This window comes from Methylobacterium pseudosasicola (assembly GCF_900114535.1).
Classification (GTDB): Bacteria; Pseudomonadota; Alphaproteobacteria; order Rhizobiales; family Beijerinckiaceae; genus Methylobacterium; species Methylobacterium pseudosasicola.
Window position 1 is genome coordinate 55,380 of the sequence record NZ_FOTK01000025.1, and the last position, 23,797, is coordinate 79,176.

General features: G+C 68.5%; 25 protein-coding genes and 1 tRNA gene. 12 read left to right on the plus strand and 14 right to left on the minus strand.

The annotated features are described in order from the left end of the window. The first annotated feature begins 239 nt into the window (after nt 1-239). The 5 genes from leuC to mqo all read left to right on the plus strand — a co-directional run bounded on the left by leuC (nt 240) and on the right by mqo (nt 5,700). The gene (gene leuC, locus BM228_RS21720) at nt 240-1,652 is read left to right on the plus strand and encodes a 3-isopropylmalate dehydratase large subunit (RefSeq protein ID WP_092043884.1); all 1,413 of its coding nucleotides are present in this window, start codon (nt 240-242) and stop codon (nt 1,650-1,652) included. 82 nt (nt 1,653-1,734) lie between these two features. After that, nucleotides 1,735-1,819, plus strand: a tRNA-Leu gene (locus BM228_RS21725). Between the two features lie 487 nt (nt 1,820-2,306). After that, entirely contained in the window at nt 2,307-2,573 is a 267-nt protein-coding gene (locus tag BM228_RS21730; protein WP_092043885.1) for a hypothetical protein, read from the plus strand. 420 nt (nt 2,574-2,993) lie between these two features. Next, nucleotides 2,994-3,515: a lipocalin-like domain-containing protein gene (locus BM228_RS21735; protein WP_092043887.1), complete on the plus strand. Its 522-nt coding sequence runs from the start codon at nt 2,994-2,996 to the stop codon at nt 3,513-3,515. Between the two features lie 454 nt (nt 3,516-3,969). Then, nucleotides 3,970-5,700: a malate dehydrogenase (quinone) gene (gene mqo / locus BM228_RS21740; protein WP_092043889.1), complete on the plus strand. Its 1,731-nt coding sequence runs from the start codon at nt 3,970-3,972 to the stop codon at nt 5,698-5,700. A 63-nt stretch (nt 5,701-5,763) separates the two neighbouring features. Here the strand turns inward: mqo and BM228_RS21745 are convergent, their stop codons facing one another. The 4 genes from BM228_RS21745 to BM228_RS21760 all read right to left on the minus strand — a co-directional run bounded on the left by BM228_RS21745 (nt 5,764) and on the right by BM228_RS21760 (nt 7,153). Next, on the minus strand, nt 5,764-6,033 hold the full coding sequence (locus BM228_RS21745) for a hypothetical protein (RefSeq protein ID WP_092043890.1): 270 nt from the start codon (nt 6,031-6,033) through the stop codon (nt 5,764-5,766). 134 nt (nt 6,034-6,167) lie between these two features. Beyond that, nucleotides 6,168-6,389, minus strand: coding sequence for a hypothetical protein (locus BM228_RS21750; RefSeq protein WP_244537251.1), 222 nt, complete (start codon nt 6,387-6,389; stop codon nt 6,168-6,170). Nucleotides 6,390-6,608: 219 nt separating this feature from the next. Further along, on the minus strand, nt 6,609-6,932 hold the full coding sequence (locus BM228_RS21755) for a type II toxin-antitoxin system PemK/MazF family toxin (protein WP_092043892.1): 324 nt from the start codon (nt 6,930-6,932) through the stop codon (nt 6,609-6,611). Next, on the minus strand, nt 6,929-7,153 hold the full coding sequence (locus BM228_RS21760; protein ID WP_092043894.1) for an antitoxin MazE family protein: 225 nt from the start codon (nt 7,151-7,153) through the stop codon (nt 6,929-6,931). The genes BM228_RS21755 and BM228_RS21760 overlap by 4 nt, the downstream gene beginning before the upstream one ends. A gap of 328 nt (nt 7,154-7,481) precedes the next feature. Here BM228_RS21760 and BM228_RS34775 point away from each other — a divergent pair, with 328 nt between their 5' ends. After that, nucleotides 7,482-7,673 (plus strand): hypothetical protein, encoded by a 192-nt coding sequence (locus BM228_RS34775; protein WP_208612076.1) that lies wholly within the window; start codon nt 7,482-7,484, stop codon nt 7,671-7,673. Nucleotides 7,674-7,682: 9 nt separating this feature from the next. On the opposite strand, the gene BM228_RS21765 is transcribed toward BM228_RS34775, so the two are convergent. From BM228_RS21765 to murI, 3 genes are all read right to left on the minus strand, one after another. Next, the gene (locus tag BM228_RS21765) at nt 7,683-7,904 is read right to left on the minus strand and encodes a hypothetical protein (protein ID WP_092043895.1); all 222 of its coding nucleotides are present in this window, start codon (nt 7,902-7,904) and stop codon (nt 7,683-7,685) included. Between the two features lie 15 nt (nt 7,905-7,919). Continuing rightward, a complete protein-coding gene (locus BM228_RS21770; protein ID WP_092043897.1) occupies nt 7,920-8,636 on the minus strand; it encodes a cache domain-containing protein in 717 nt (238 codons plus the stop codon). Nucleotides 8,637-8,805: 169 nt separating this feature from the next. Next, entirely contained in the window at nt 8,806-9,681 is an 876-nt protein-coding gene (murI, locus tag BM228_RS21775; RefSeq protein WP_092043898.1) for a glutamate racemase, read from the minus strand. A gap of 261 nt (nt 9,682-9,942) precedes the next feature. Between murI and egtB the strand changes: the two genes are divergently transcribed. The 3 genes from egtB to BM228_RS21790 are packed head-to-tail and all read left to right on the plus strand — an operon-like array spanning nt 9,943 to nt 13,262. Beyond that, on the plus strand, nt 9,943-11,211 hold the full coding sequence (gene egtB, locus BM228_RS21780) for an ergothioneine biosynthesis protein EgtB (RefSeq protein WP_092043900.1): 1,269 nt from the start codon (nt 9,943-9,945) through the stop codon (nt 11,209-11,211). 18 nt (nt 11,212-11,229) lie between these two features. After that, on the plus strand, nt 11,230-12,204 hold the full coding sequence (gene egtD, locus BM228_RS21785; RefSeq protein WP_092043901.1) for an L-histidine N(alpha)-methyltransferase: 975 nt from the start codon (nt 11,230-11,232) through the stop codon (nt 12,202-12,204). A gap of 41 nt (nt 12,205-12,245) precedes the next feature. Next, the gene (locus BM228_RS21790) at nt 12,246-13,262 is read left to right on the plus strand and encodes an adenylate/guanylate cyclase domain-containing protein (protein ID WP_092043903.1); all 1,017 of its coding nucleotides are present in this window, start codon (nt 12,246-12,248) and stop codon (nt 13,260-13,262) included. On the opposite strand, the gene BM228_RS21795 is transcribed toward BM228_RS21790, so the two are convergent. From BM228_RS21795 to clpS, 4 genes are all read right to left on the minus strand, one after another. After that, complete coding sequence (locus BM228_RS21795) at nt 13,259-14,557, minus strand: flavin monoamine oxidase family protein (protein WP_092043905.1); 1,299 nt, start codon at nt 14,555-14,557, stop codon at nt 13,259-13,261. The genes BM228_RS21790 and BM228_RS21795 overlap by 4 nt on opposite strands. A gap of 67 nt (nt 14,558-14,624) precedes the next feature. Next, nucleotides 14,625-14,909, minus strand: a complete 285-nt coding sequence (locus BM228_RS21800) for a hypothetical protein (protein ID WP_092043906.1) — start codon at nt 14,907-14,909, stop codon at nt 14,625-14,627. Between the two features lie 91 nt (nt 14,910-15,000). Next, nucleotides 15,001-17,490, minus strand: coding sequence for an ATP-dependent Clp protease ATP-binding subunit ClpA (gene clpA, locus BM228_RS21805; protein ID WP_092043907.1), 2,490 nt, complete (start codon nt 17,488-17,490; stop codon nt 15,001-15,003). Nucleotides 17,491-17,527: 37 nt separating this feature from the next. Beyond that, on the minus strand, nt 17,528-17,929 hold the full coding sequence (gene clpS, locus BM228_RS21810) for an ATP-dependent Clp protease adapter ClpS (protein ID WP_208612073.1): 402 nt from the start codon (nt 17,927-17,929) through the stop codon (nt 17,528-17,530). Between the two features lie 837 nt (nt 17,930-18,766). On the opposite strand from clpS, the gene BM228_RS21815 reads away from it, so the two are divergent. After that, a complete protein-coding gene (locus BM228_RS21815) occupies nt 18,767-20,248 on the plus strand; it encodes a D-alanyl-D-alanine carboxypeptidase (RefSeq protein ID WP_092043908.1) in 1,482 nt (493 codons plus the stop codon). Nucleotides 20,249-20,358: 110 nt separating this feature from the next. On the opposite strand, the gene BM228_RS21820 is transcribed toward BM228_RS21815, so the two are convergent. From BM228_RS21820 to BM228_RS21830, 3 genes are read right to left on the minus strand one after another with little or no spacing between them, the layout of a single operon-like run. Then, entirely contained in the window at nt 20,359-21,105 is a 747-nt protein-coding gene (locus BM228_RS21820; RefSeq protein WP_092043910.1) for a J domain-containing protein, read from the minus strand. Between the two features lie 3 nt (nt 21,106-21,108). Beyond that, complete coding sequence (locus tag BM228_RS21825; protein ID WP_092043911.1) at nt 21,109-21,360, minus strand: hypothetical protein; 252 nt, start codon at nt 21,358-21,360, stop codon at nt 21,109-21,111. After that, nucleotides 21,357-22,487: a S1C family serine protease gene (locus tag BM228_RS21830; protein ID WP_092043912.1), complete on the minus strand. Its 1,131-nt coding sequence runs from the start codon at nt 22,485-22,487 to the stop codon at nt 21,357-21,359. Before BM228_RS21830 ends, BM228_RS21825 begins: the two co-directional genes overlap by 4 nt. 406 nt (nt 22,488-22,893) lie before the next feature. Between BM228_RS21830 and BM228_RS21835 the strand changes: the two genes are divergently transcribed. Continuing rightward, nucleotides 22,894-23,109, plus strand: coding sequence for a hypothetical protein (locus BM228_RS21835; RefSeq protein ID WP_007569315.1), 216 nt, complete (start codon nt 22,894-22,896; stop codon nt 23,107-23,109). Nucleotides 23,110-23,349: 240 nt separating this feature from the next. After that, nucleotides 23,350-23,769 (plus strand): coiled-coil domain-containing protein, encoded by a 420-nt coding sequence (locus BM228_RS21840; protein WP_092043913.1) that lies wholly within the window; start codon nt 23,350-23,352, stop codon nt 23,767-23,769. Nucleotides 23,770-23,797: the final 28 nt, after the last annotated feature.

Here is a 23,797-nt window from a genome sequence, read left to right on the forward strand (position 1 = left end):
CACTCCCTTTTTGTTGAACGACCGCCGATGCGGCCGGTCACGCTCGGTTCGGCATAGGGCCTGCACCCGGTGCGGCGCCAGCCACGCTCGGCTTCCGGCCGTGACATCGAAGGCCAAGCGCCGAGCGGCCAATTGACAGAGCGAAGACTTGCCTCTTCCGAAAACCGCGCGCGATGCCTACTAAGGAACCCGCATTATCGCGAGAGCTCTGCACCGATCCCATCCGAAGACGAAAACCGATGACCAGCCCGCGCACCCTCTACGACAAGATCTGGGACGACCACGTCGTCGATGTCCAGCCGGATGGCACCAGCCTCCTCTACATCGACCGGCACCTCGTTCACGAAGTCACGAGCCCGCAGGCGTTCGAAGGTCTACGCGTGGCCGGCCGCAAGGTCCGGCATCCGGAGAAGACGCTGGCGGTGGTGGACCACAACGTCCAGACCTCCGACCGCTCGAGGGGCATCGACGATCCCGAGAGCCGCACCCAGCTCGAGGCCCTGGCCGAGAACGTGCGCGATTTCGGCATCGAGTTCTACGACGCCCTCGACCGGCGCCAGGGCATCGTCCACATCATCGGCCCGGAGCAGGGCTTCACGCTCCCCGGTCAGACGATCGTGTGCGGCGACTCGCACACCTCGACGCACGGCGCCTTCGGGGCGCTGGCCCACGGCATCGGCACCTCGGAGGTCGAGCACGTGCTCGCCACGCAGACGCTGGTGCAGAAGAAGGCCAAGAACATGCGCGTCACGGTGGATGGCGCGCTGCCGCCCGGCGTCGGCGCCAAGGATATCATCCTGGCGATCATCGGCGAGATCGGCACGGCGGGCGGCACCGGCCACGTGATCGAATATGCCGGCGAGGCGATCCGCGCCCTCTCGATGGAGGGCCGGATGACGATCTGCAACATGTCGATCGAGGGCGGCGCCCGCGCCGGCCTGGTGGCGCCGGACGCCACCACCTACGCCTACGTCAAGGACCGCCCGAAGGCGCCCAAGGGCGCCGCCTTCGACAAGGCGCGCACCTATTGGGAGAGCCTGCTCACCGACGAGGGCGCGTTCTTCGACCGCGAAGTCCGCCTCGACGCCGCCAGCCTGCCGCCGATCGTCAGCTGGGGCACGAGCCCGGAGGACGTGATCTCGGTGCGTGGCCGCGTGCCCGATCCGGCCGCGATCGCCGACGAGAACAAGCGGCAGTCGAAGGAGAAGGCACTGGCCTATATGGGCCTGACGCCGGGCACCCCGATCACCGACATCACCCTCGACCGGGTGTTCATCGGCTCCTGCACCAACGGCCGGATTGAGGACCTGCGGGTCGTCGCCCAGATGGTCGAGGGCCGCAAGGTTCATGAGAGCGTCTCGGCCATGGTGGTGCCGGGCTCCGGCCTCGTGAAGGCGCAGGCCGAGGCCGAGGGCATCGACCGGGTGCTGAAGGCCGCGGGCTTCGACTGGCGCGAACCGGGCTGCTCCATGTGCCTGGGGATGAACGCCGACCGGCTCAACCCGCTGGAGCGCTGCGCCTCGACCTCCAACCGGAACTTCGAGGGCCGCCAGGGCCATCGCGGACGCACGCACCTGGTCTCGCCGGCCATGGCGGCGGCGGCGGCCGTGGCCGGTCGCTTCGTCGACATCCGGGACTGGCCGCAGGGCTGAGGCCAGAAAGCCAAAAACCCGATTGACGGACCCCGCCCGTCCGCATAAACGAAGCCGTCGCCGACCGCTGGGTCGGCGGCAAGCCCAGGTGGCGGAATTGGTAGACGCGCTGGTTTCAGGTACCAGTCTTGCAAGAGGTGAAGGTTCGAGTCCTTTCCTGGGCACCAATCGCTGAAATCGAAACGGATTTCACAGCGGTTTCCCCCTAAAAGTCCCAGCGGCTCACTGAGCCTCGAACACTGGGACTTTACCTGACCCCGAAGATCTCAGTCTATCCGGTGCATGGCACCGCCGCCGAGTGCTTCCGCCGATCGGTGCAGATCTGGCGCTTGGGTATTCCTGACCTTCCTCAACTCGATATCGTCGTGATCTGACGCGTCGTCGCGCCGGAAACGGAATCGGCGTGCCGGTCAGGTGGGCTGCATCCGCCGGCTTGGTGGGCCGGCGTCGGGCAGGACTGTGCCGGCAACGCAGTCGCAAGCCTCTGCGGCGCGCCCTCCGGCGCTCCGTTCAGTGCCGGCATAGATTTATTCCGCTGCGGCACGTGCGCGACGGCACGTCATAGCGTGATACCCATCCCCATATCGGTCTTACGCAAGAAAAAATGGGCCGGACAATCCGGACTGTACTGCGTTAATGGGTATGAACGACGTTATGAAAATCCGTATCGCCGCCGTCGCCACCGCTCTCGTCCTCGGCATCGCTCCGATCTCGTCCGCTATGGCCTTCGACGGCTCGCCCCGATGGGGCTACGCGCCCGACGAGGTCGAGACCACGGGCTCGCTCGGTGCTCCGTTCGACAGCCGTTATGACCGGAACCCCTTCACCTGCCCGCATAGCTCCGCGGCCGAAGGCAACGCCAACCAGCAGAACTTCCCGGTCAAGCAGTACGGCCAGACCGCGGGCGGGAATCGCTGCTGATCGCCGGCCCCGGTCGAGACCGTGCAGCTCAAGCTATTTTCCTACGCGATGATCGTGGTGTTCGCCTGCGGTCTCCTGGCGACGGCCCTCGGCTCCGCCGCCGTGCTTCTGGGGCCGTGACGCAGACGATCCGATAGACGGAAGGCGGGGTGGGAGCCCCGCCCTTTTTTTGGAACGCACCGGTCGCGATCCCGCGCGTGGGTCCCGTCCGCCGGCCGGAGCCGCCGTCGGTCCGTGTCGGCCGATACGGCGCAGTCCCGCCCCGATTCCAGCTTCGCGCCACCAAGACCTGTCATGGGATCGCCGCCCGCCGTCTATCCGGGGTCGGCAGCCCGTCGTACGGGGGAACGACCGCACCCTGGAGAGACCCTGACCCCGCTCGGATCAGGTGTCGCAGCACGCCGGAAGGTGGATCACGGGATGACGAAGTTCTCCACGACACTCGCGGCCGCCCTGCTCATGGCGGCGTCTCCCGGCCAGACCGCGGAGGCTCATGCCCAGACGCAGGCCGACGAGGGCGATCTCGCCGAGAAGATCGTCGGGACCTGGGAGCTCGTCTCCTACCAGGTCGAGGACAAGGCGACCGGGGCTCTCATCGACGCGATGGGCAGCGCCCCGCGGGGCCGGGCGATCTTCACCAAGGACGGCTGGGTCGCCTTCAACCTCGAAGGCACCGACCGCAAGCCCGCCGAGACCGATGCCGACCGCGCCGCGCTGATGAAGACGCTGGTCGCCTATATCGGCCGCTACCGGATCGAGGGCGACCAGTGGATCACCCAGGTCCAGACCGCCTGGGCGCCGGAATGGGTCAACACCGAGCAGCGGCGCTCGATCACGCTGAAGGGCGACGAGGCGGACGTGACGACGCCCTGGCGCATCATGCCGAACTGGGATGCTGGCCGGCTCTCGCGCAGCATCATCCGCTTCCGCCGCGCCCGATAGCGGTCTGTCGCCGGCGGGGCGACCGATTGCCCAACACCGTAGATTGTTCTTTCAGACCTCATCCTCTAAGACGCGGGCATCGACCCGCTGGGCCAAGTCAGCCAGCGTGTTTTCGCCTTCGGCGGCCGCCGAACGTCGTGCGGCCACCAAATCCGACCCTGGCTCTATTCGGCGTTGCCGTTCCGAACCCGGTGCTTGGTTAATAATAGACGCTTCGTTCCGGAAGTGGGCTTCTGGAATCTGCTTTCGTCGACGGCCCTGAAGCCGCTGCGACCGATAGACAAAAACGCGATCGCATAAGAACGATCGATCACGCAAAGTGTACCGCATCACCTGCGGGGGAAACGTTCTGGAAGGCTGGACGCGCGGGTCTCCCGATCGTGTCGATCCGACGCCTTCTGGACCGGAGCGTGCCAGCCGCGCAGTCCCGGTCCGCAAACGATGAGATGTGGCGATGCGTGCCGACGACAACAACAAGCCCCGGTCCGAGCTCTCCGCGCAGGACAGGCTTGCCTTCAGCCGCCGGCAACTCCTCGGCACCGCGGCCACCGGGCTCGCGGCGGCCTCCCTGCCGGGCTCCCTGGCTTTCGCGGACAGCGCCGACGGCAAGGTCGACGTGCTACTGATCGGCGGCGGCATCATGAGCGCGACGCTCGGCGTGTGGCTCAACCAGCTCGAGCCGACCTGGTCGATCCAGATGGTCGAGCGCCTGGACCAGGTCGCCCTGGAGAGCTCCAACGGCTGGAACAATGCCGGCACCGGCCACTCCGCCCTGGCAGAGCTGAACTACACCCCCGAGAAGAAGAACGGCCAGGTCGAGATCGCCAAGGCGGTGGAGATCAACGAGGCTTTCCAGGTGACGCGCCAGTTCCTGGCCTCGCTGGTCAAGACCGGGGTGTTGAAGAACCCCCATTCCTTCATCAACTACACCCCGCACATGAGCTTCGTCTGGGGTGACGACAACATCACCTACCTGAAGAAGCGCTGGGAGGCCCTGAAGGCCAGCCCGCTCTTTGCCGGCATGGAATATTCGACCGATCCGGAAAAGCTCAAGACATGGGTGCCCCTGATGATGGAGGGGCGCGACCCGAAGCAGAAGGTCGCCGCCACCTGGACGCCGCTCGGCACCGATGTCGAGTGGGGCGAGGTCACCCGCCAGTACGTCGCCCACCTGCAGGGTCAGCCGACCTTCAAGCTGAACCTCTCCACCGAGGTCGAGGGCATCACCAAGAACGCGGACGGCTCCTGGCGGGTCACCTCGCGCAACACCAAGGACGGGTCGCGGCGCAGCGTCGACGCCAAATTCGTGTTCATCGGCGCCGGCGGCGGCGCCCTGCACCTGCTGCAGAAATCCGGCATCCCGGAGGGCGAGGATTACGCCGGCTTCCCCGTCGGCGGCTCGTTCCTGATCAACGAGAACCCGGATGTCGCGACGCTGCACCTCGCCAAGGCCTACGGCAAGGCGTCTGTCGGCTCCCCGCCGATGTCGGTGCCGCACCTGGACACACGGGTGCTCGGCGGCAAGCGCGTGATCCTGTTCGGACCGTTCGCGACCTTCTCGACCAAGTTCCTGAAGGAGGGCTCGTATCTCGACCTCCTCAGCTCGACCACGACCAGCAACATCTGGCCGATGGTCCGGGTCGGAATCGACGAGTATCCCCTGGTCGAGTACCTGGCCGGACAGCTCATGCTGTCGGACGACGACCGGATCGCGGCCCTGCGCGAGTACTTCCCGAAGGCCAAGAAGGAGGAGTGGCGCCTCTGGCAGGCCGGTCAGCGCGTGCAGATCATCAAGCGCGACCCGAACAAGGGCGGCGTGCTGAAGCTCGGCACCGAGATCGTCAACGCCAAGGACGGCAGCATCGCCGCCCTGCTCGGGGCTTCCCCGGGCGCCTCGACGGCAGCGCCGATCATGCTGCAGGTGCTGGAGAAAGTGTTCGCCAAGAACGTCGCCACGCCCGAGTGGCAGGCGAAGATCAAGCAGATCGTCCCGAGCTACGGCACCAAGCTCAACGACGATCCGGATCGGGTGGCCGAGGAATGGGCCTATACCAGCGCGCAGCTGCAGCTTCCGGCCCCGCCGCAGATCGACAAGGCGGCGCTCAAGGCCGTCCCGAGCAGCAGCACGGTGCTGAACAGCAGCAACACTGCCGTCCCGGCGCCGGTGCACGATCTGGCCCCCTGAGCCGCCAAGATCCCGGGTCTCGCCACTTTGCGCGAGGCCCGGGGCCGGCTCCGGTCGAACCGCTCAGGCGGAGCGAACCGGGGTCGCGCGGCTGGCGAGGTGGAGCCAGCCGAAATCCACCGGATAGCCGAGGCCGTGGAGCATCTTGACCCGCTTCCACGAGGCCGAGCGGGCCGAGGCCTCGTTCTGCCCGGCCTCGATCTCCGCGGCTTCCATCTCTTGAAGCTCCCGGGTCAGCTCCTCGCGCAGCCCCGTCGCCTTCATGGCGCCGAGCGCCGCCGTGAACGCCTGTTCGGTGACCCGCACCTGATCGCAAATCTGACGCACGCTCATCAGTCCTGAGCCCTCTCGCGCAACCGTTTGACTGCTGTCTCGCAGTCGTCGGATCCTAGCATCCGGGTCCGCCGCGGGAGATGTACGTCTTTGGTACAGACAGATTTACTGTCCGATGTAGTAAATCTCAAACCCTACCGCAGTGGGAGCGAGCCGAGGCGGCGCGCGGCCCGAAACGAGCGGCGCCACCGCCGCTTGCGCCCGAAGGTCCGGCGCGGATCGATGATCCCGGCGGCGAGGTCATCCTTCTGGATGATCCGGGGCTGCACGGCGGCCCCGATTGCGACCAGAGCAGCCGATCCGACCAACGCGACGATCGCGGCGCCCCAGAACAGGCTCTCGAACATCTGGTCCATCCGATCGGCGAGTCCTCACATAGGCGTGAAGTCTGATCGAAATTGCGGCAGAATCTAGACTGCGCCAGTTATTTTGCACGGTTATCAGTATCCGCCGGGATAGTCCGAGCGAAAGCAGCGATTTCGACCGCCGTCATCGCCACGAACGATCAGTCTTCGCGGATCACGCCCACCGTCCGAGAGGCTTGTTCGGACAGAATTGGGCGCCGTGATTCTGGATCAGGCGATACCGAGAAACACCGCCAAGGCTCGGGTCACGGCCAGCATGGCTTCCGCTTCGAGATGGCCGATCGTCGGGCCGACCCTGTCGCGCTTCACCGACATCGCCTTGTCGATCATGACCTGTGACGGCTTGCGTAACCCGTTGGACGGCGTCGGCGCGATATCGGTCCGGATCAGGGGTGCGTCCACCAGGGTCCCGGATATCAGCAGGACCGTGACCGTGCCGGTCTGATCGAACAGGTCTGACTGGATGACGAGAGCCGGGCGCGGCTTGCCGAAATCGCCGGTCAGCGCAATCGTGACCAGATCCCTCCGCTTCACGCCTCGCTCTCGGGATCGAGATCGTCGAGCGCAGCGTCCAGGACGGCGCTTAAATCGTGATCGGCTGCGTCGGCCGCGGCCACCGCCCGCGCTTGGCGCCGGCATTCCTCGGCAAATCCGGGCCGGCGGGTGTCCGGCACCCAGATCTGGATCGGCCGCAGGCCGGAGGCACGGAGCGCATCGCGGCGCTTCTGGACGCGCTGGCGGATGGGTGCGGGCATGACGTCATTCTTCCGATCTCGTTACATGTAACATAGATCGCATGGCCCGAGCGGAAAAGGCGACGGGCGATGCTCCAGCGCTCACCAGTCGGATCGGGATCGCGCAGCGGCGCGCGGCGACGGATCTTTCGACCGCAGCCATAAAGCCGCCCCGCCGACAGGCCAGGGCATCCCGGACGCCGCAGGCCGGCTCGGCGGGTCACCTCTGGGTGTATGATTTACGACTCGTTCATCCTCTAGGTGTCCCCTGGTCTCAGCCGGACGCCGATCCAGGCCACCGGCGGAACGGGACGATCACGCGGGGCGAGGGCCCCATCCGCAGGACAGCATGCGAAACAGGGAACCGGAAGCGATGCCGCGCAAGTCCGAGACGACGACCCAAGAGCCGATCATGGAGCTCTGGCGGATCCTGGCCCTCGCGCTGATCGTCGCCGCCGGGATGCTGTTCGTTCACCTGGTCGTGCCGGAGGAGGCCGAAGCCTCCGGCGAGCCCGCGAGCGCCATCACGGTCGTCCGGTAGTCGGCCCCATCAGGGGAGCCTGGGCCAGAGGTTCGCCGGGTCCAGGGACGCGGCATCGCCAGCGACATCCGCCGGCGTCAGCCCGATCAGCACGGCAGCGGCGAGGATCGCGGCGGCCAGGACCAGGACGACCGCGACGCGCTCGGGATCGATCCGTGTCGATTTCAGCACGGCACACCCGATCGTGAAGGTCGCGGCCTCCGTCAGCGGCAGGATCTGCACCGGCCCCATGCCGGACGTCGCGGCCTACTCGGTCCCCGCCTGTCTGAGGCCGGCCGAGTCCAGGGCGGTCGTCGCGGCCCGCATATCGCGCCGGGCCTGCGCGATCGCCGCCGCCTTCGCGTCGCCCTGCGCGTTGAGCGCCTCCAGGAAGGCGATCCAATCCGCCCGCGCCTGATTTGGAATCTGCCCGTCAAGCTTCTGTCGCAGCTGGGCGACCCGGCCATCCGGGGTCGCGGCGGTGGGCGCGGATTGGTCGGTGTCGTAGACGCCGACCGCGCACATCTGGTCGCCGGCCTTGGTGTAGTAGGTTGTCTTGGGTTCCTCGATCGTGCTGCCGGGCTTCGGGAACAGGTAGTGGATCACCGCGATCTGCCCGGGCTTGGCGGTATCGAGCATCGTCTGGATGAAGCGGTTGCCGGTCTTGTCGTGCAGATCGCGCACGTCGTGACCCTTCAGGATCGGGTTGGGATGGGCGCTCATGACGCCGTCCGGCGCGACGCAAAAGACGTAGGTGTCGGCGGTGCGGAAGCCGTTCGTGCCCGCGGAGAACTCACCGAGGGCCTTGGCCGGGTCGGCCTGTAGAGCCCGGCCGACGCGCCCGAGCATCCAGGAGGCGAAGCCGTTCGGGCTCGGATCGTCGCAGGAGGTCGGCGCCTCGCCGTCGCCGCAGGCCAGGGCAGACATCGGCGGCTGCACGGCACACATCAATGTTGCCGCCAGCAGCGCTGCTCGCAGAGCCATGCGACGCCCCCAAAATCAATATAGTCGCTTCGATAACGGAGATAGAAGACCGGATCGATTGAATATGCAAGCGTGCATGATTGTCGCCACGGCCTGGGCAGGCCGCAACGCAACGCTAGACAATCCTGGGCCGAACGGGGCGCCGGACCCGTAACCGGGTCCCGGCGGCCTACTGCATCGGAAGCGGCAGCGCCTCGACGGCGATCTCGCCGATCCCGCGGGCGGCGAGTGAGGCGCGCAGCGGTGCGGTCAGGCAGGTGCCGGCCGTGAAGGCGCCGTGCACGGTCCCGTCCTGGTCCGCGTTTCGCCGGGCCGGGCCGATGAGCTGGATGACCCGCCGGGCGATGGCCGGGGCCGGATCGATCCAGGTCACCGGCCAGGGCGCGAGGGCTTCGAGGCGCGGCAGCAGCAGCGGATAGTGCGTGCAGGCGAGGCAGACCACATCGGTGCGCCGTCCCTCCGCATCCATGACGAAGCAGGGCGCGATCTCGGCGGCCAGGGCCGCGTCGTCGATCGGCGTGCCGGCAAGCTCGGCCTCGGCGAAGCCCGCGAGGTTCGGCGAACCGACCAGGGTGACCGCGCAGGATCCCGCATAGGTCGCGATCAGGTCGTGGGTGTAGGAGCGCGCCACCGTCCCGGGGGTGGCCAGCAGCGAGATCAGGCCGGAGCGCGTCGCCGCGGCCGCCGGCTTGATCGGCGGCACCACGCCGATGAACGGGGTCGCGAAGCGCTGGCGCAGGGCCGGCAGGACCAGGGTCGAGGCGGTGTTGCAGGCGATCACAACCAGATCGGGCCGGTGCGTCGCGAGGAGCTGCTCCATCACGGCGAGCACCCGGGCGACCAGGGCCGCCTCGCCGAGCCGGCCATACGGGAAGGCGGCGTCGTCGCCGGCATAGACGTAGCGCCCATCGGGCCGGGCGCGGCGCACGGCATCGAGGACGGTGAGGCCGCCGAGGCCCGAGTCGAACACCAGGATGGTGGGCTCCGGCGACACGCGAAACGCCGCGGCGGACAAGCTGGCCCCGGCCATCAGATCGATCCGCATGGAAATTCTGGACTCCGCACTCAGCGCCTCGAATCTCGATGCCGAGGGTTAAGGCCTCCTCACTGCGGCGCAAGAAAGGCCCGCCAATTCCAGTTCTCCCCATTAACCGCGCCTGCTGCACCGGCGAATGAGCGGATCGGACTGGGCGGCGGCAGAATCACTAGCGGAGGTTGTCTGACCACGGCGGGGACATATCTTCTGCGACCAAGCTGGGCGTCGATAAGACGATCCCAGGAGAAATGCGAATAAGGGAAGATCCGCATGGCAGCCACGGCGGCACTCCGCTCCGGCGACACGCGCGCGCAAACGGCAGCGGCTTTCCCGCCGCCGCCCGTGACGGCCCGGCCGATCGATCGCGCCGCCTGGATCGCGGCCTTTCGCTTCGTCCGCAGCGAGACCGAGCGCCGAGCCGCGCCGCTCTCGGCTGAGGACCAGCAGGTCCAGTCGATGGCCGATGCCAGCCCGACCAAGTGGCACCGGGCGCATGTGACCTGGTTCTTCGAGCAGTTCCTGCTGCGCGAGCACCTGCCGGGCTACGCCATCTACGACGAGCGCCTGCACTACCTGTTCAATTCGTATTACGTGGCGGCCGGCCCGCGGCAGCCGCGCATCCAGCGGGGCATGATCACCCGCCCGACCATGGCGGAGGTGACCGCCTACCGAGCCCATGTCGACCGGGCGGTGGAATCGCTGCTCGGCCAGGCCGCGGACGGCGCCCTGGAGGCCGTGCTGCCGATCCTCGAGATCGGACTCTATCACGAGCAGCAGCACCAGGAGCTCCTGCTCACCGACATCCTGCACGCCTTCGCGCAGAACCCGCTCGGGCCGGTCTACGATGCCGAATGGCGTTTCCCGGCAGTTGCGGGGCAGGGCGGTCAGGCCCCGCTCGCCCGCGGCATCGCGTGGATCGGGCACGAAGGCGACGGCTTCTCGTTCGACAACGAATCGCCCCGCCACGAGGCGCTGATTCTGCCCGGCCGGATCGACAAGGCGCTGGTGACCAACCGCGACTGGCTCGGTTTCATGGAGGCCGGGGGCTACGCCAAGCCCGAGCTGTGGCTCTCGGATGGCTGGTATGCCGGCCAGGCCGAGGGCTGGGAGGCGCCGGGCTACTGGCGCCGGGACGGGGAGGGCTGGGCGACGATGACGCTCGGCGGCGTCCGTCCGGTGGAGCTCGACGCGCCCGTCACCCACATCAGCTATTATGAGGCCGACGCCTACGCCCGCTGGGCCGGCCGCACCCTGCCGACCGAGTTCGAGTGGGAGGTCGCGGCCCGGGACGGGGCCTTGCCGGACGCGTTCGGCCTCGTTTGGCAATGGACCCGCAGCGCCTACGTCGCCTATCCGGGCTACCGGCCGTTGCCGGGGGCCCTGGGCGAGTACAACGGCAAGTTCATGGTCAGCCAGTTCGTGCTACGCGGCTCGTCCGTCGCCACGCCCGAGGGCCATGCCCGGCTGCCGTATCGCAACTTCTTCTATCCGCACCAGCGCTGGCAGTTCACCGGCCTGCGCCTCGCCGACGTCGCCTGACGCGCCCCGGAGCCTCCCTTGACCGTCAAGCCTACCTTTTCCGACGCGACCCCGGTCGCCCTGGACACACCCGCGTTGGCCTTCCTCGCCGATGTGCGGGACGGTCTCTCCCGGCCGCAGAAGGCGCTCTCGCCCAAATACTTCTACGATGCCGCCGGCTCGGACCTGTTCGAGGCGATCACGCGGCTGCCGGAATATTACCCGACCCGAACGGAGGTCGGCATCCTCGACCGCAGCGGGCCCGAGATGGCGGCGCTGCTGCCGGCGCGGGCCGCGCTGGTCGAATTCGGCAGCGGCTCGACCAACAAGCTGCGCCGTCTGCTGCGCCACCTCGACAAGCTCGCCGCCTACGTGCCGGTGGACGTGTCCGGCGAGTTCCTGCGGGCGCAGGCGGAGGTGCTGAGTGGCGACTTCCCGCATCTGCGGGTTGAGCCGGTGGTGGCTGATTTCACCCGCGATTTCGACCTGCCCGAGAGCCTGCGCGACATGCCCCGGGCCGGCTTCTTCCCGGGTTCGACCATCGGCAATTTCGAGCCGACCGAGGCCGAAGACCTGCTGCGGCGGTTCGGGCGGATCCTCGGGACGGGCGCCCACATGATCGTCGGTGTCGACCTCGTGAAGGATGCCGCGATCCTTGAGCGGGCCTACGACGATGCCGCCGGCGTCACCGCGGCGTTCAACCTCAACCTCCTGACCCGGATCAACCGGGAGCTCGCCGGCCGCTTCGATCTCGGCGCCTTCTCCCATCGCGCCGTGTTCAATACGCAAGCCTCGCGGATCGAGATGCACCTCGTCTCGGAGGGCGCGCAGGACGTAGGCATCGGCTCCGACACGATCGCCTTCGCGGATGGCGAGACGATCCACACGGAGAGCAGCTACAAGTACACGGTCGAGACCTTCCGGGCGCTCGTGGAACGGGCCGGCTGGACCTGGATCCAGGTCTGGACCGATCCGGAGGGCCTGTTCTCCGTCCACGCCCTCCGGCAGGACTGAGACCGGCACCGGGGACCGGCGTGTGGGGTGAGGACGCCCGGATGCGTTTCAGCCCACGCTGTTTCTACCTCGTCGCCCCCGGGCTCGGCGCCCTGGCCGGCCTGCTGTACGGATCGATCTTCCCGGTCGGTCCGCTGCTCGGCTCGGCGATCCGTGGCGCGATCATCGGCACGCCGATCCTGCTCTACGAGCGCCGGCTCCTGTGGCCGCGGATGCGCGAGCGGGTGCGCCAGATGGCGACGCCGCTGTTCCTGCTCGCCACGGTGGTGCTCTACATTTTCTTGATCGTCATCGGCAACGCCGCCGCCAGCACGGTGCTCAACCGCCTGTTCCGCTTCATGTACAGCGAGCGGAACGCGATGCTGATGTCGCAATCCGGCCTGCTCTACGCCCTCGGCATCTCGGCGCTGACGGTGTTCGTGTTCCGGGTGCGGGACCTGATCGGCCCGGGCGTCTTCGCCAACCTGCTGATCGGCCGCTACCATCGCCCGATCAGCGAGGAGCGCATCTTCCTGTTCCTCGACGTGACCGGCTCGACCCGCTTCGCCGACCGCCACGGCGACCGGGCGGCGCAGGCCTATCTCGGGCAGGTGTTCAACGCCCTGGCGCTGCCGGTCTCGCGCTCGCGCGGCGCGATCGACGACTATATCGGCGATATGGCCCTGGTCACCTGGACGATCGAGCGGGGAGTCCGGGATGCGGCCTGCCTGCGCTGCGTCTTCGAATTCGCCGAACGGCTCACCGCAGAGTCCGAAGCCTGGAGGCAGCGCTTCGGGCAAGTCCCGGAATTCCGCGCGGCCTTGCATTGCGGTCCGGTGGTGACGGCCGAGGTCGGATTGGAGCGCCACAAGATCGCGTATTTCGGCGACGTCGTGAACACCACCGCCCGGCTCGAGAGCCTGTCCAAGAGCCTCGGTGTCCACGTCCTCGTCTCGGCGGATCTTCTGGACCGGATCGGCCCGCTGCCGCCCGACCTGGTGGCCGAGGATCTGGGATCCCATGCCCTGCGGGGCCGCGACGCCCCCTTGGCGGTGGCGGCGATCCGAAGACGACCCTAGGCGCCCAGCACCCTCAGCACGTCCCGGGCGGCACGCTCGCCGTCGAGGGTGGCGCCGCCCACCGTCATGGCGCCGCCGCCGGCCAAGGCTTCGCCGGCGAAGAACACCCGCTCGCCCACCGGGTCGCGCAAGCGATCCCGGGCCTCCGCGTGGCCGGGCGCGACGATCGCGTACGAGCCGCAGGCATGCGGATCGGTCCACCAGCCGGCGAGCCGCCCGGCCTGAACCGCGCCCTGCGCTTTCGATCCCAGGATCACGCCGAGCCGCTCGGTGGCATGCGCGACGGCCGCGGGCTCGCCTGCGCGGCACAGATCGCGGGCCAAGTCGCCGCCGAGATTGGCCACCGCGAGGGGGCGGCCGAACGGGCCCATCTCGAAATACAGGGTCGGGCCGCCGGTGATCACCGACACCGCGTCGCCCAGCGCCGCCGGATCGACTTGCGCCGGGTCGAGACGCAGGCCAATCTTGGTGTAGGCGCCCATGCTCAGGCCTGCGAGGGCCGCCTCAGCGGGATCGGGCAGGCGCGGCGTGAACCGGAGCGCGCCGGATTTCAGCACTCCCACGGGCACCGTGACGATCACCGCTGCGGCGGCAAGGGTGCCGCCCCCGGTCTCGACCCGAACGGTCTTCTCGGACCAGTCGATCGCCCGCACCGGGCAGTTGAGGCGCACGGGAACATCGGAAAACCGCCGTGCCACGAGGTCGCCGTAGCCGTCGACCCAGAGGTCGGTCCCGGACCACAGCCGGTCGTAATCCACCGCCGAGACCCGCTCGGGATCCTCGCCCAACGACAGTCGGCTCAATCCCGCCGTCGCCCGCTCGGCATTCGGGCCGCCGGCGCGGGCGGCCTCGGCCAGCGAGGTATCATCGCCCTTCGGGACGAGCAGCGCGTCGAGCCCCGAGAAGCCGGCGCGGCGACCGGCATTCTCGGCATCGGTGGCCGGCCTGCCATCGATCGTGAGCGTGCGGGCCCAGCCACCGTCCTGGGCAAAGCGCACGCCAGCCGCCCGGGCGACCGGCGCCCAGGGGTTGCGCTCGGCCCAGTGAATGTATTCGGCGCCGGCGTCGAAGCGGCAATCCGGCCCGAGCGCCCGGTCTGTGAAGGCGCGACCGCCGATCCGGTCCCGCGCCTCGACCAGCACGACATCCCGGCCGGCCGTCCGCAAGGCCGAGGCCGCCGCTAGCCCTGCCGCCCCGGCACCGACCACCACCACGGTCCCGTCGCGCGCCGCCACGCGGATCGCGGGGGCCGCCAGCAGGGCGGAAGCCAGGATCGTGCGTCGGGTCGGACTCATGGCGTCCCCGCTCGGATTCTTTTTTCGATCGGGGCTCGCGCCGATCTCGGATCGGCTGCGCGTCGCGCTAGCCGCGCGCGCCCTGAGTGCCAGACCGCTTCTCCATCATGGTCTTGACCTGCATCAGCTGGTCCCAGACTTGGCCCGGCGAGGTCCCGAAGAAGTCGAAGCCGGCATTCACGCCGAGATAGATCCCGACGCAGATCAGCGGCACCAACACCCAGGCCAAGACCTCTTCGCCGCGGCGACGGCGCTGCCGACGGCGGCGGCGCTCCTCGCGCCGGGTCAGCTTCTGAGGCGGCGCAGGATGCGTGACGGGGGCGAGCGGCCCCTCGTGCAGATCGTCTGTCATCAGGCGCCTCCTCGCCGCGGCGCGTTCACGTCGCGGCGGTCATAGACCGGCAGGGCGGAGTCCGGAAGCCTGCCGGTCGGGATGCGCGCCCTTATGCACGCACCAGTGGCACCTTCGGCACGGTGCGGACGCCGCCCGAACCGCCATTGCCCCCGCCGCCCTTGTCGTCCTTCGGGGTCTTCTTGCGCGTGGCCGCGCGGGGCTTGGCCCGCTTGTGCCGCTTGGCGGCGTTGGTGACGTCCGCCTCGGGCTTGGGCGTGACCGGCCCGGCTGGGAACTCGAAGCCAAGGCTGTCCTTGGCGCCGGCCTTGGCCTCCTCGTCCTCGGGCTTGCGCACGACCACCCGCACGGCACCGCCATCCTTGAGCTTGCCGAACAGGACCTCGTCGGCGAGCGGCGTCTTGATGGTCGACTGGATCAGCCGGGCCATCGGGCGAGCGCCCATCGCATCGTCGTAGCCGTGCTCGACCAGCCACTCGCGCGCCTCGTCCGACAGCTCGATGGTGACGTTGCGGTCGGCGAGCTGGGCCTCGAGCTGGAGGACGAACTTGTCGACCACCTTCGCCACCACCTCCTTCGGCAGGTGGCCGAACGAGATGATCGCGTCGAGACGGTTGCGGAATTCCGGCGCGAACAGCCGGTTGATCGCCTCGACATCATCCCCCGTCCGCTTGGACTGGGTGAAGCCGTAGGCCGACTTCGCCAGGTCCGAGGCGCCGGCATTCGACGTCATGATGATGATGACGTTGCGGAAATCGACCTGCTTGCCGTTGTGGTCGGTCAGCTTGCCGTGGTCCATCACCTGCAACAGGATGTTAAACAGGTCCGGGTGGGCCTTCTCGATCTCGTCGAGCAGCAGCACGCAATGCGGGTGCTGGTCGATCCCGTCGGTGAGCAGGCCGCCCTGGTCGAAGCCGACATAGCCGGGAGGCGCGCCGATCAGGCGGCTGACCGTGTGGCGCTCCATGTATTCCGACATGTCGAAGCGCAGCATCTCGACGCCCAGCGACGCGGCGAGCTGCTTGGCGGCCTCGGTCTTGCCGACGCCGGTGGGGCCGGCGAACAGGTACGAGCCGATCGGCTTGTCCGGATCGCGCAGGCCGGCACGCGCCAGCTTGATCGCCGAGGTCAGCGCCTCGATGGCGCTCGGCTGGCCGTAGACCACCCGCTTCAGGTTCTCGGTGAGGTGCTGGAGCACCACCGCATCGTCCTTCGAGACGGTCTTGGGCGGGATGCGGGCCATCGTGGCGATGGTCGCCTCGATCTCCTTGATCCCGATGGTGCGCTTGCGGCGCGCCTCCGGCACCAGCATCTGCGAGGCGCCGGTCTCATCGATCACGTCGATCGCCTTGTCGGGCAGCTTGCGGTCGTTGATGTAGCGGGCCGACAGCTCCACCGCGGCCTTCACGGCCTCGGTCGTGTACTTGAGCTTGTGGAACTCCTCGAAATACGGGCGCAGGCCCTTCACGATCTCGATCGTGTCCGGGATCGACGGCTCGTTGACGTCGATCTTCTGGAAGCGCCGCACCAGGGCGCGGTCCTTCTCGAAGTACTGGCGGTACTCCTTGTAGGTGGTCGAGCCGATGCAGCGCAGCGTGCCGGAGGCCAGGGCCGGCTTCAGCAGGTTCGACGCGTCCATGGCGCCGCCCGAAGTCGCACCGGCGCCGATCACCGTGTGGATCTCGTCGATGAACATGATCGCGTTCGGGTGCGCCTCGATCTCCTTCATCACCTGCTTAAGGCGCTCCTCGAAGTCGCCCCGGTAGCGGGTGCCGGCGAGCAGCGTGCCCATGTCGAGGGAGAACACGGTGGCGTCCGCCAGGACCTCCGGCACCTCGTGCTGGATGATCTTGCGGGCCAGCCCTTCCGCGATCGCGGTCTTGCCGACGCCCGGATCGCCCACCAGCAGCGGATTGTTCTTCTGGCGGCGGCAGAGCACCTGGATCGTGCGCTCGACCTCGGAATGGCGGCCGATCAGCGGGTCGATCTTGCCGTCCCGAGCCTTCTTGTTGAGGTTGACGCAGTAGGCGTCGAGCGCGTCGCCCTTCTTCTTGGCGCCGCGGGGATCGCCCTCGTCGCTCGGACGCTCGGCAGCCCCTTCCTCCTCGGCGCCGCGCACGGGCTTCGCCTCGGACGCGCCGGGGCGCTTGGCGATGCCGTGGCTGATGTAGTTCACCGCGTCGTAGCGGGTCATGTCCTGCTCTTGCAGGAAGTAGGCGGCGTGGCTCTCGCGCTCGGCGAAGATCGCCACCAGCACATTGGCGCCGGTGACCTCCTCGCGGCCCGAGGACTGGACGTGGATCACCGCCCGCTGGATCACCCGTTGGAAGCCCGCCGTCGGCTTGGCATCCTGGCGTCCGTCGCCGGTCAGGTTCGAGAGCTCGGTGTCGACGTAATCGACCAGGCTGCGCTTGAGCGTGTCGATCTCGACGTTGCAGGCGCGCATGACCGCGGCCGCGTCCTGGTCATCCACGAGGGCGAGCAGGAGATGCTCCAGCGTCGCGTATTCGTGCCGTCGCTCGCCGGCGAGCGCCAGGGCTCGGTGGAGGGCTTGTTCTAGGCTGCGTGAGAAGCTTGGCAAAGCTGGCCTCTGTGTGGGTGCCTACCGCGAACGGCGCCTATTTCTTTTCCATAACGCACTGGAGAGGATGTTGGTGTTTGCGCGCGAAGTCCATGACCTGCGTCACCTTGGTCTCCGCCACCTCGTAGGTGAAGACCCCACACTCGCCGACCCCGTTCTGATGCACGTGCATCATGATGTGGTAGGCGTCCTCATGGCTCTTGTTGAAGAAGCGTTCGACGACCAGCACGACGAATTCCATCGGCGTATAGTCATCGTTCAGAAGGAGTACCCGGTAGAGGCTCGGCTTCTTGGTCTTCGGCTTGGTGCGGGTGATGATCGCGGTGTTGGACCGGTCGTCGCCGCCCGGGGCGCGCGAACCGGAGGCCGTGATCGCGAGCCGCGCCGGCCGATGAAGCGTCGTCGATATCGCGGTGCCCTGCAGGGGGACCTGTGTCATGTGCGTCGAACCGATCCCTCGATTGGAGCGGGCGTCGCCGGCCCCCAATACCGATCCTGTTATGACCCTGCCGGGAGCGGCGTCTGGGTCAACGGACATTAATCTACAGACCGTGAGGCCACTTCGCCAGACGCCTGCGCGCACTTGTCCGCCCCGCAAAGCTTGCGCCAGGCGCATCGCCGCCGTGCCGCTCACGCCGCCGGGCGGAGGGCAGGGCGATGGGCTCGCCTCACCTGAGGGGCTACGGGCCTCGCGCATCTCACGACTCGGCCAGGATGGCGGTGGCCGGCTCCAGGCACTTCTCACTCCCCCCTTTGCGGGGGAGGGTGGCCCCCGAAGGGGGTCGGGAGAGGAGAGTGACGCTTCCGGAAAGCGCGCGACGGGCGCGAGACCCGCGACCGTCGCGCTGCCCCTCTCCCGACCCGGCCTGACGGCCGGCCCACCCTCCCCCGCAGAGGGGGGAGGGAAGGGGTGCCTCATCTCTGGACCGGATATCCCGTCGAGCCGCAAAAAACCCGCCCGACGACATGTGGATTGCGTGGGCCGCGGGGCGGGCGGGGGATCGCTGCATAGCCGGCCTCCTTGGCGCTGCCGGGCCGGCCTGACGCGACCGACACGGATGGCGAAACCGGGTTTTTCCAGAGATTGTGCGCCGCCTCCGCCATCGTCAAGCAGCGCCCGGACCGGCAAGATTTGGAACGCGCAGGGTTCGCATTAACGGGCCTGTAACTGCACCCGCCTAATTCTCAAACGATGCAGCGAGGCCACGCGATCAGCGCAGGCCTGCACCAGAAAGACGACCGGCACAGAGCCGGTCCCGCGAGGCAATCAGGCGTGATGCGTAGCGTTGTAGGCCGCCCCCGGACGATTCCCGCGCTGCCGGCCGCCCTGGCGGCTGCCGCGGTCCTGACCGCCCTGGCCGCCCCGGCCGAGGCCCGGCGGGGCCGGCATCACCACCACGCGTCGGGCGGCGGCTACAACCCGCCCTACGCCGCCATGGTGGTGGACGTGAAGAGCGGGAAGACGCTGCACGCGGTCAACGAGGACGCCCTGCGCCACCCGGCCTCGATCACCAAGGTCATGACGCTCTACATGCTGTTCGAGCAGATGGAGCGCGGCAAGTTCGCCCTCGATTCCGACCTGACCATCTCGGCCCACGCCGCCGCCCAGGCGCCGTCGAAGCTCGGGCTGCGTCCGGGCCAGACCATCACGGTCGAGGACGCGATCAAGGCGATCGTCACCAAGTCGGCCAACGACGTGGCCTGTGCGATCGGCGAGAACATCGCCGGCTCCGAGGAGCGCTTCGCCCAGATGATGACCGCCAAGGCGCACGCGCTGGGCATGAGCCGGACCCGCTACGCCAACGCCTCGGGCCTGCCGGACCCCGACCAGCTCACCACCGCCCGGGACCTGACCGTGCTGGCCCGCGCCATCCAGGACCGGTTCCCGCACTATTACCGCTACTTCCAGACCCGCTCCTTCGCGTTCCGCGGCCGGGTGATCGGCAACCACAACCACCTGCTCGGCAACGTTCAGGGCGTGGACGGGATCAAGACCGGCTACACCCGCGACTCGGGCTTCAACCTGATGACAGCGGCGAAATCCGAGGGCCGCCAGATCGTGGCGATCGTGCTCGGCGGCAAGTCGGGCGGCAGCCGCGACCGGATCATGGCCGACCTCGTCCGCTCCAGCCTGCCCCGGGCCTATGCTGGCGTCCGCCAGGCGCCGCCGGTCACAGAGGTCGCCGAGCGCGCCCGGCCGGCGGTCGTGGCGGACGCGGTCTCGCGCACCCGCACACAGGTCGCCTCGGCCGACGACGAGGATGTCGAGACCACCGGCACCACCGGCGAGCCCCTGGACATCACGCCCTCCCGGGCGACCACGACCCCGGGCGGCACCTGGAAGCCGGGTCCGCAGGGTGTTTCGCCAGCCCTGCCGAAGGCGGCCCAGGCCTATGCCGGCACCAGCAGCGCCCAGGCGCCGTTCCCGGGCGCGTCCAAGACCATCGCCCGGATGGCCTCCGCGGAGCGCGACGAGCCGCCCAAGGCGATCACCGGGACCCGCGTCGTCCCCACCGCCTGGGTGATCCAGCTCGGCGCCATGGACGACGAGGCCAAGGCCCGCTCGATGCTGTCCGAGGCCCGCGCCAAGGCCGGCGGCAGCCTGTCGAAGGCGGCGCCCTACACGGTCAAGGTCGAGCATGGCGGGACCACGCTCTACCGCGCCCGCTTCTCGGGTTTTTCCGAGCAGGACGCGGCGCAGGATGCCTGCACCACCCTGAAGCGCAGCGGCTTCAGCTGCTTCGCAACCCGCAGCTGAACGGCCACAACAACCACCGGCGCGCCCACAGGGTGCGCCGGCACGGCGGAGCCGCGGCTGTGTTTGCCCGCGGCTGCGAATCAGTAAGTATCTGACAACGCGCGTGGAGTTCAGCGATGTCGGTTCAAAAGCCTGTCTCGGGCCGCGTTGACCTGCGCCGCCCGCTCGGCACTTCCGCCCTGGTCGGGGTGGGTGAGCTTCATCAGCGACCTGTGGGCCGTCCGGACCTGCTCAGCGGACGCCCCGCGCTGAAGCCCCAGGATCTGGTACGCCTCCTCCTGCGTCATCGACCCTGGATACGCCGGGCGTCCCGGCCGCGGGTCTCGATCGCGCTGAGCGTCTACACGCCAGCCGGGCGCCCGGCGGTCGAGATACGGCTCTAGGAGCGCCGCACCCTCGGGATCGGTCTGGCGGCAGGCGGCGAGCAGCTCGGCCACCTCGGCGTCCGACAGGGCGTCGAGCCAGGCCCCGGCCCTGGGTCCGGCGATCACCCGGCCCTCGCTGAGGCTGCCGTCCGAGCGCCGGCGGATCTCGATCAGCGCCGTCCGGTGCCGGCGCCCGCGATCGACCCAGGGCTTGAGGATCGGGGTGAGCCGGGCGGTCATCGCGGCCTGCCCCTCGATCATCCAGATGCCGCCGAGGCCGAGCAGGGCCGCCAGCACGAAGTTGCCGTGCAGCAGCAGGAACCCGGCCGCCCCGAGGGCGAGGACGCCGCCGATTTTTTCGGGCCGGATCGCGCCCACCATAGCGGTCACGCTCTTGCCGAAGGCGCGCCCGAGCCGGCCGCCGAGGCCGTCGCCGTTCTTCGAAAGCCACCAGAGCGTCAGACAGGCCAGAAGGGCCGCAAACAGCACCATCGCTCAGCGCCGCGCACCGAATTCGGCGCCGGCGCGGCCGCCGATCTGCACCGTGGTGCCGTCGCCGAGATCGTAGAAGCCGCGCCGCTGCGGCGTCGCCGGCTTCTGCGCCGGGCCATCGCATCCCGGGTGCGGCGGCAGGCGCACGCCCTCCGGCAGGTCCTCCGGGCAGAGGCGCGAGCGCACCGGCTGCTCGGCGGCTGCGGCGGCGGCAGCGATCAGCAACGTGAGAGCGAGGATCGACAGGCGCGTCACCGGCGGTTCTCCGCAACATCCGCGGTGGTGATCCGGACCTGACGGATCCGGCCGTCCCGCTCGACCTTCAGGGTCACGGGCGCGCCGAGGCCGGCCTCCTCGATCGCCGCCGTCAGGTCGGCGAGGCGATGGACCGGCCGGTCGTTGGCGGCCACGATCACGTCGCCGATATCGCCGGTTTGCGGATCGACCCCGCGCAGGCCGGCCTGGGCCGCGGGAGAGCCGGGCAGAACTCGCAGCACCACGACGCCGTCGATCCCGAGCCGGGCGGCGGCAGCCTCCTGGGCGGCGATGATGCCGATGCCGGGATTGCGCACCCGGCCGACCCGGATCAGCTCCGGGACGACGCGGTTGACCACGTCCACGGGGATCGCGAAGCCGATGCCGGCGCTGGCTCCCGAGGGCGACACGATGGCGGTGTTGACTCCGATCAGCCGTCCGGCGGAATCGAGCAGCGGGCCGCCGGAATTGCCGGGATTGATCGCCGCATCGGTCTGGATGACGCCGGACAGTTCACGCCCGGCGCTGGTCGGCATCCGCCGGCGCACCGCACTGATCACGCCGGTGGTCAGGGTGTGGTCGAGGCCGAACGGGTTGCCGATGGCGAAGGTCGATTGCCCGACCTTGAGGTCCGCCGAGGATCCGATCGCCAGCGGTGGTGGCATCTTGGTCACACGCCCGAGCCGCAGCACCGCCAGGTCGTAGGACGGCGCCAGCCCGACCAGGGTCGCCGAGACCACCTCGCCGTCGCTCATCCGGACCGAGACCGAGCCGCCCGACTGCGCGGCGTTCTGCACCACATGGGTGTTGGTGACGACGTGGCCGGCGCCGTCCCAGACGAAGCCGGTGCCGGTCTGGGTGCCGCTCTGCTCCCCATTCTCGTCATCCGAGTCGAACAGGTCGCGCCCAGTGGCGGCACTCTGCGCGAAGACGTGGACCACGGAGGGGCTCGCCCGCTCGAACAGCGCGACGGTCGCCTGCTCGGACTGCGCCAGATCGCCTCGGGCGGCCACCACCCTGGGCGCCTCGGCCGAGTAGAGCAGGGGCTGCAGGTAGGGCTGGGCGACGTAGAGCGCCAGCAGGACCAGGACCGCGGCGAGCACGAAGCGCACGGTACGATCCGGCAAGGGTCTGTCTCCAACCAGGGCCCGGAGGCGGGCGCGAGCCTTAAGTGCGCGTTCAGGATCGGGGCGTCAACACAGACGGAGCGCCGTCGCCGATAGGCCCAAGACGTGTCCTGGCGCACGTCGGCAGCGGGCGCAAACTGGCTAACGGAATGGTCATCTATCGATGGCCACAATTCTCGCAAGTTCACGGCGGATCAGAGGCGACCGGTTTGGACATGGAACACGGCATCGCACCTTATCCTACGGACTAGGACTTAATGCTGGTGCCTGAAATGCCCAAATTGATCGCAAAGCTGCCGCAGAGATGCTTGCATTGACGCTCAGCCTTTCAGTCCCCGCAGCAGGCCGGCACGTCCGGGCTGCGGGACTCTGAACGGTCCCAAACGGTTCGGAAGGACAAGACATCATGGAAACCGAAGCTCTCGAACGCCCGGCCGATCTGACGATCTGGCGCACGGCCCCGGCGAGCACCCCGCTGGCCCAGCCCGAGCGGTACGGCACCCTGCGCGAGGCGATCGCCGCCGCCGCCGGCGCCCTGACCGATCCGGCCAAGCAGCCCTGGATCATCACCGAGGAGGGCGAGATCCTCTCCCCGAACTGGATCCGCACCTATCTGAACTGAGCGGTTTCGGCGGGATCCGAAGTGGCTGTGCGGAAACAGGATCGACCTGCGGAGATCCTCGTCACGCAGAGCCCCGCCCATCGGTAATACCGGGAGTCGTGATCGATTGGTTTCGCCACGTGGATCGCATCCGGACGATGCGGTCGACTGACGATGCGCGGAGGCCGTTCGTATGTTACACGAGCGGAGCCTGAAGTTTCGCTTCGGGCAAGCCTCTTCTCAACCGCGCGAGCCGCGTCCGTGACCGCCGTTGCTTTCGACACCTTGCGGTTCGTCCGCACGCTCCGCGACAAGGCCAAGATGTCCTCGGAACAGGCCGAGGGCTTGGCCGATGCCATCGCCGAGGCGATCCAGAACGATCTGGCGACCAAGACCGACATCGCCGCGGTCCGGACGGACATCGAGGCGCTGCGGCTAACCACGAAATCGGACATCGAGACCTTGCGGCTGGCCACCAAGACCGACATTGCCGCGGTCCGGACGGATATCGAGGCGCTGCGGCTTTCCACGAAGTCCGACATCGAGACCTTGCGGCTGGCCACCAAGGCCGACCTCGCCGAGACGAAGGCTGAGATCATCAAATGGATGATCAGCTCCATCGGGTTCCAGGCGCTCGTGATCGTCGGGGGCGTCGTGGCCCTGGCGCGGGGCTTTCACTGAGCGGAGCCACACGCGGCTCCGGAACAGC

Bases quoted from the DNA above. Each gene is read 5' to 3' on its own strand.
- BM228_RS21790 (WP_092043903.1), top strand. From the start codon at position 12,246: ATGCGTTTCAGCCCACGCTGTTTCTACCTCGTCGCCCCCGGGCTCGGC.
- BM228_RS21800 (WP_092043906.1), bottom strand. From the start codon at position 14,909: ATGACAGACGATCTGCACGAGGGGCCGCTCGCCCCCGTCACGCATCCT.
- BM228_RS21795 (WP_092043905.1), bottom strand. From the start codon at position 14,557: ATGAGTCCGACCCGACGCACGATCCTGGCTTCCGCCCTGCTGGCGGCC.
- BM228_RS21815 (WP_092043908.1), top strand. From the start codon at position 18,767: ATGCGTAGCGTTGTAGGCCGCCCCCGGACGATTCCCGCGCTGCCGGCC.
- BM228_RS21835 (WP_007569315.1), top strand. From the start codon at position 22,894: ATGGAAACCGAAGCTCTCGAACGCCCGGCCGATCTGACGATCTGGCGC.
- murI (WP_092043898.1), bottom strand. From the start codon at position 9,681: ATGCGGATCGATCTGATGGCCGGGGCCAGCTTGTCCGCCGCGGCGTTT.
- clpS (WP_208612073.1), bottom strand. From the start codon at position 17,929: ATGACACAGGTCCCCCTGCAGGGCACCGCGATATCGACGACGCTTCAT.
- BM228_RS21765 (WP_092043895.1), bottom strand. From the start codon at position 7,904: ATGGGGCCGGTGCAGATCCTGCCGCTGACGGAGGCCGCGACCTTCACG.
- leuC (WP_092043884.1), top strand. From the start codon at position 240: ATGACCAGCCCGCGCACCCTCTACGACAAGATCTGGGACGACCACGTC.
- BM228_RS21770 (WP_092043897.1), bottom strand. From the start codon at position 8,636: ATGGCTCTGCGAGCAGCGCTGCTGGCGGCAACATTGATGTGTGCCGTG.
- BM228_RS21730 (WP_092043885.1), top strand. From the start codon at position 2,307: ATGAAAATCCGTATCGCCGCCGTCGCCACCGCTCTCGTCCTCGGCATC.
- BM228_RS21735 (WP_092043887.1), top strand. From the start codon at position 2,994: ATGACGAAGTTCTCCACGACACTCGCGGCCGCCCTGCTCATGGCGGCG.
- BM228_RS34775 (WP_208612076.1), top strand. From the start codon at position 7,482: ATGCGAAACAGGGAACCGGAAGCGATGCCGCGCAAGTCCGAGACGACG.
- BM228_RS21750 (WP_244537251.1), bottom strand. From the start codon at position 6,389: ATGGACCAGATGTTCGAGAGCCTGTTCTGGGGCGCCGCGATCGTCGCG.
- BM228_RS21745 (WP_092043890.1), bottom strand. From the start codon at position 6,033: ATGAGCGTGCGTCAGATTTGCGATCAGGTGCGGGTCACCGAACAGGCG.
- BM228_RS21760 (WP_092043894.1), bottom strand. From the start codon at position 7,153: ATGCCCGCACCCATCCGCCAGCGCGTCCAGAAGCGCCGCGATGCGCTC.
- egtB (WP_092043900.1), top strand. From the start codon at position 9,943: ATGGCAGCCACGGCGGCACTCCGCTCCGGCGACACGCGCGCGCAAACG.
- BM228_RS21820 (WP_092043910.1), bottom strand. From the start codon at position 21,105: ATGGTGCTGTTTGCGGCCCTTCTGGCCTGTCTGACGCTCTGGTGGCTT.
- mqo (WP_092043889.1), top strand. From the start codon at position 3,970: ATGCGTGCCGACGACAACAACAAGCCCCGGTCCGAGCTCTCCGCGCAG.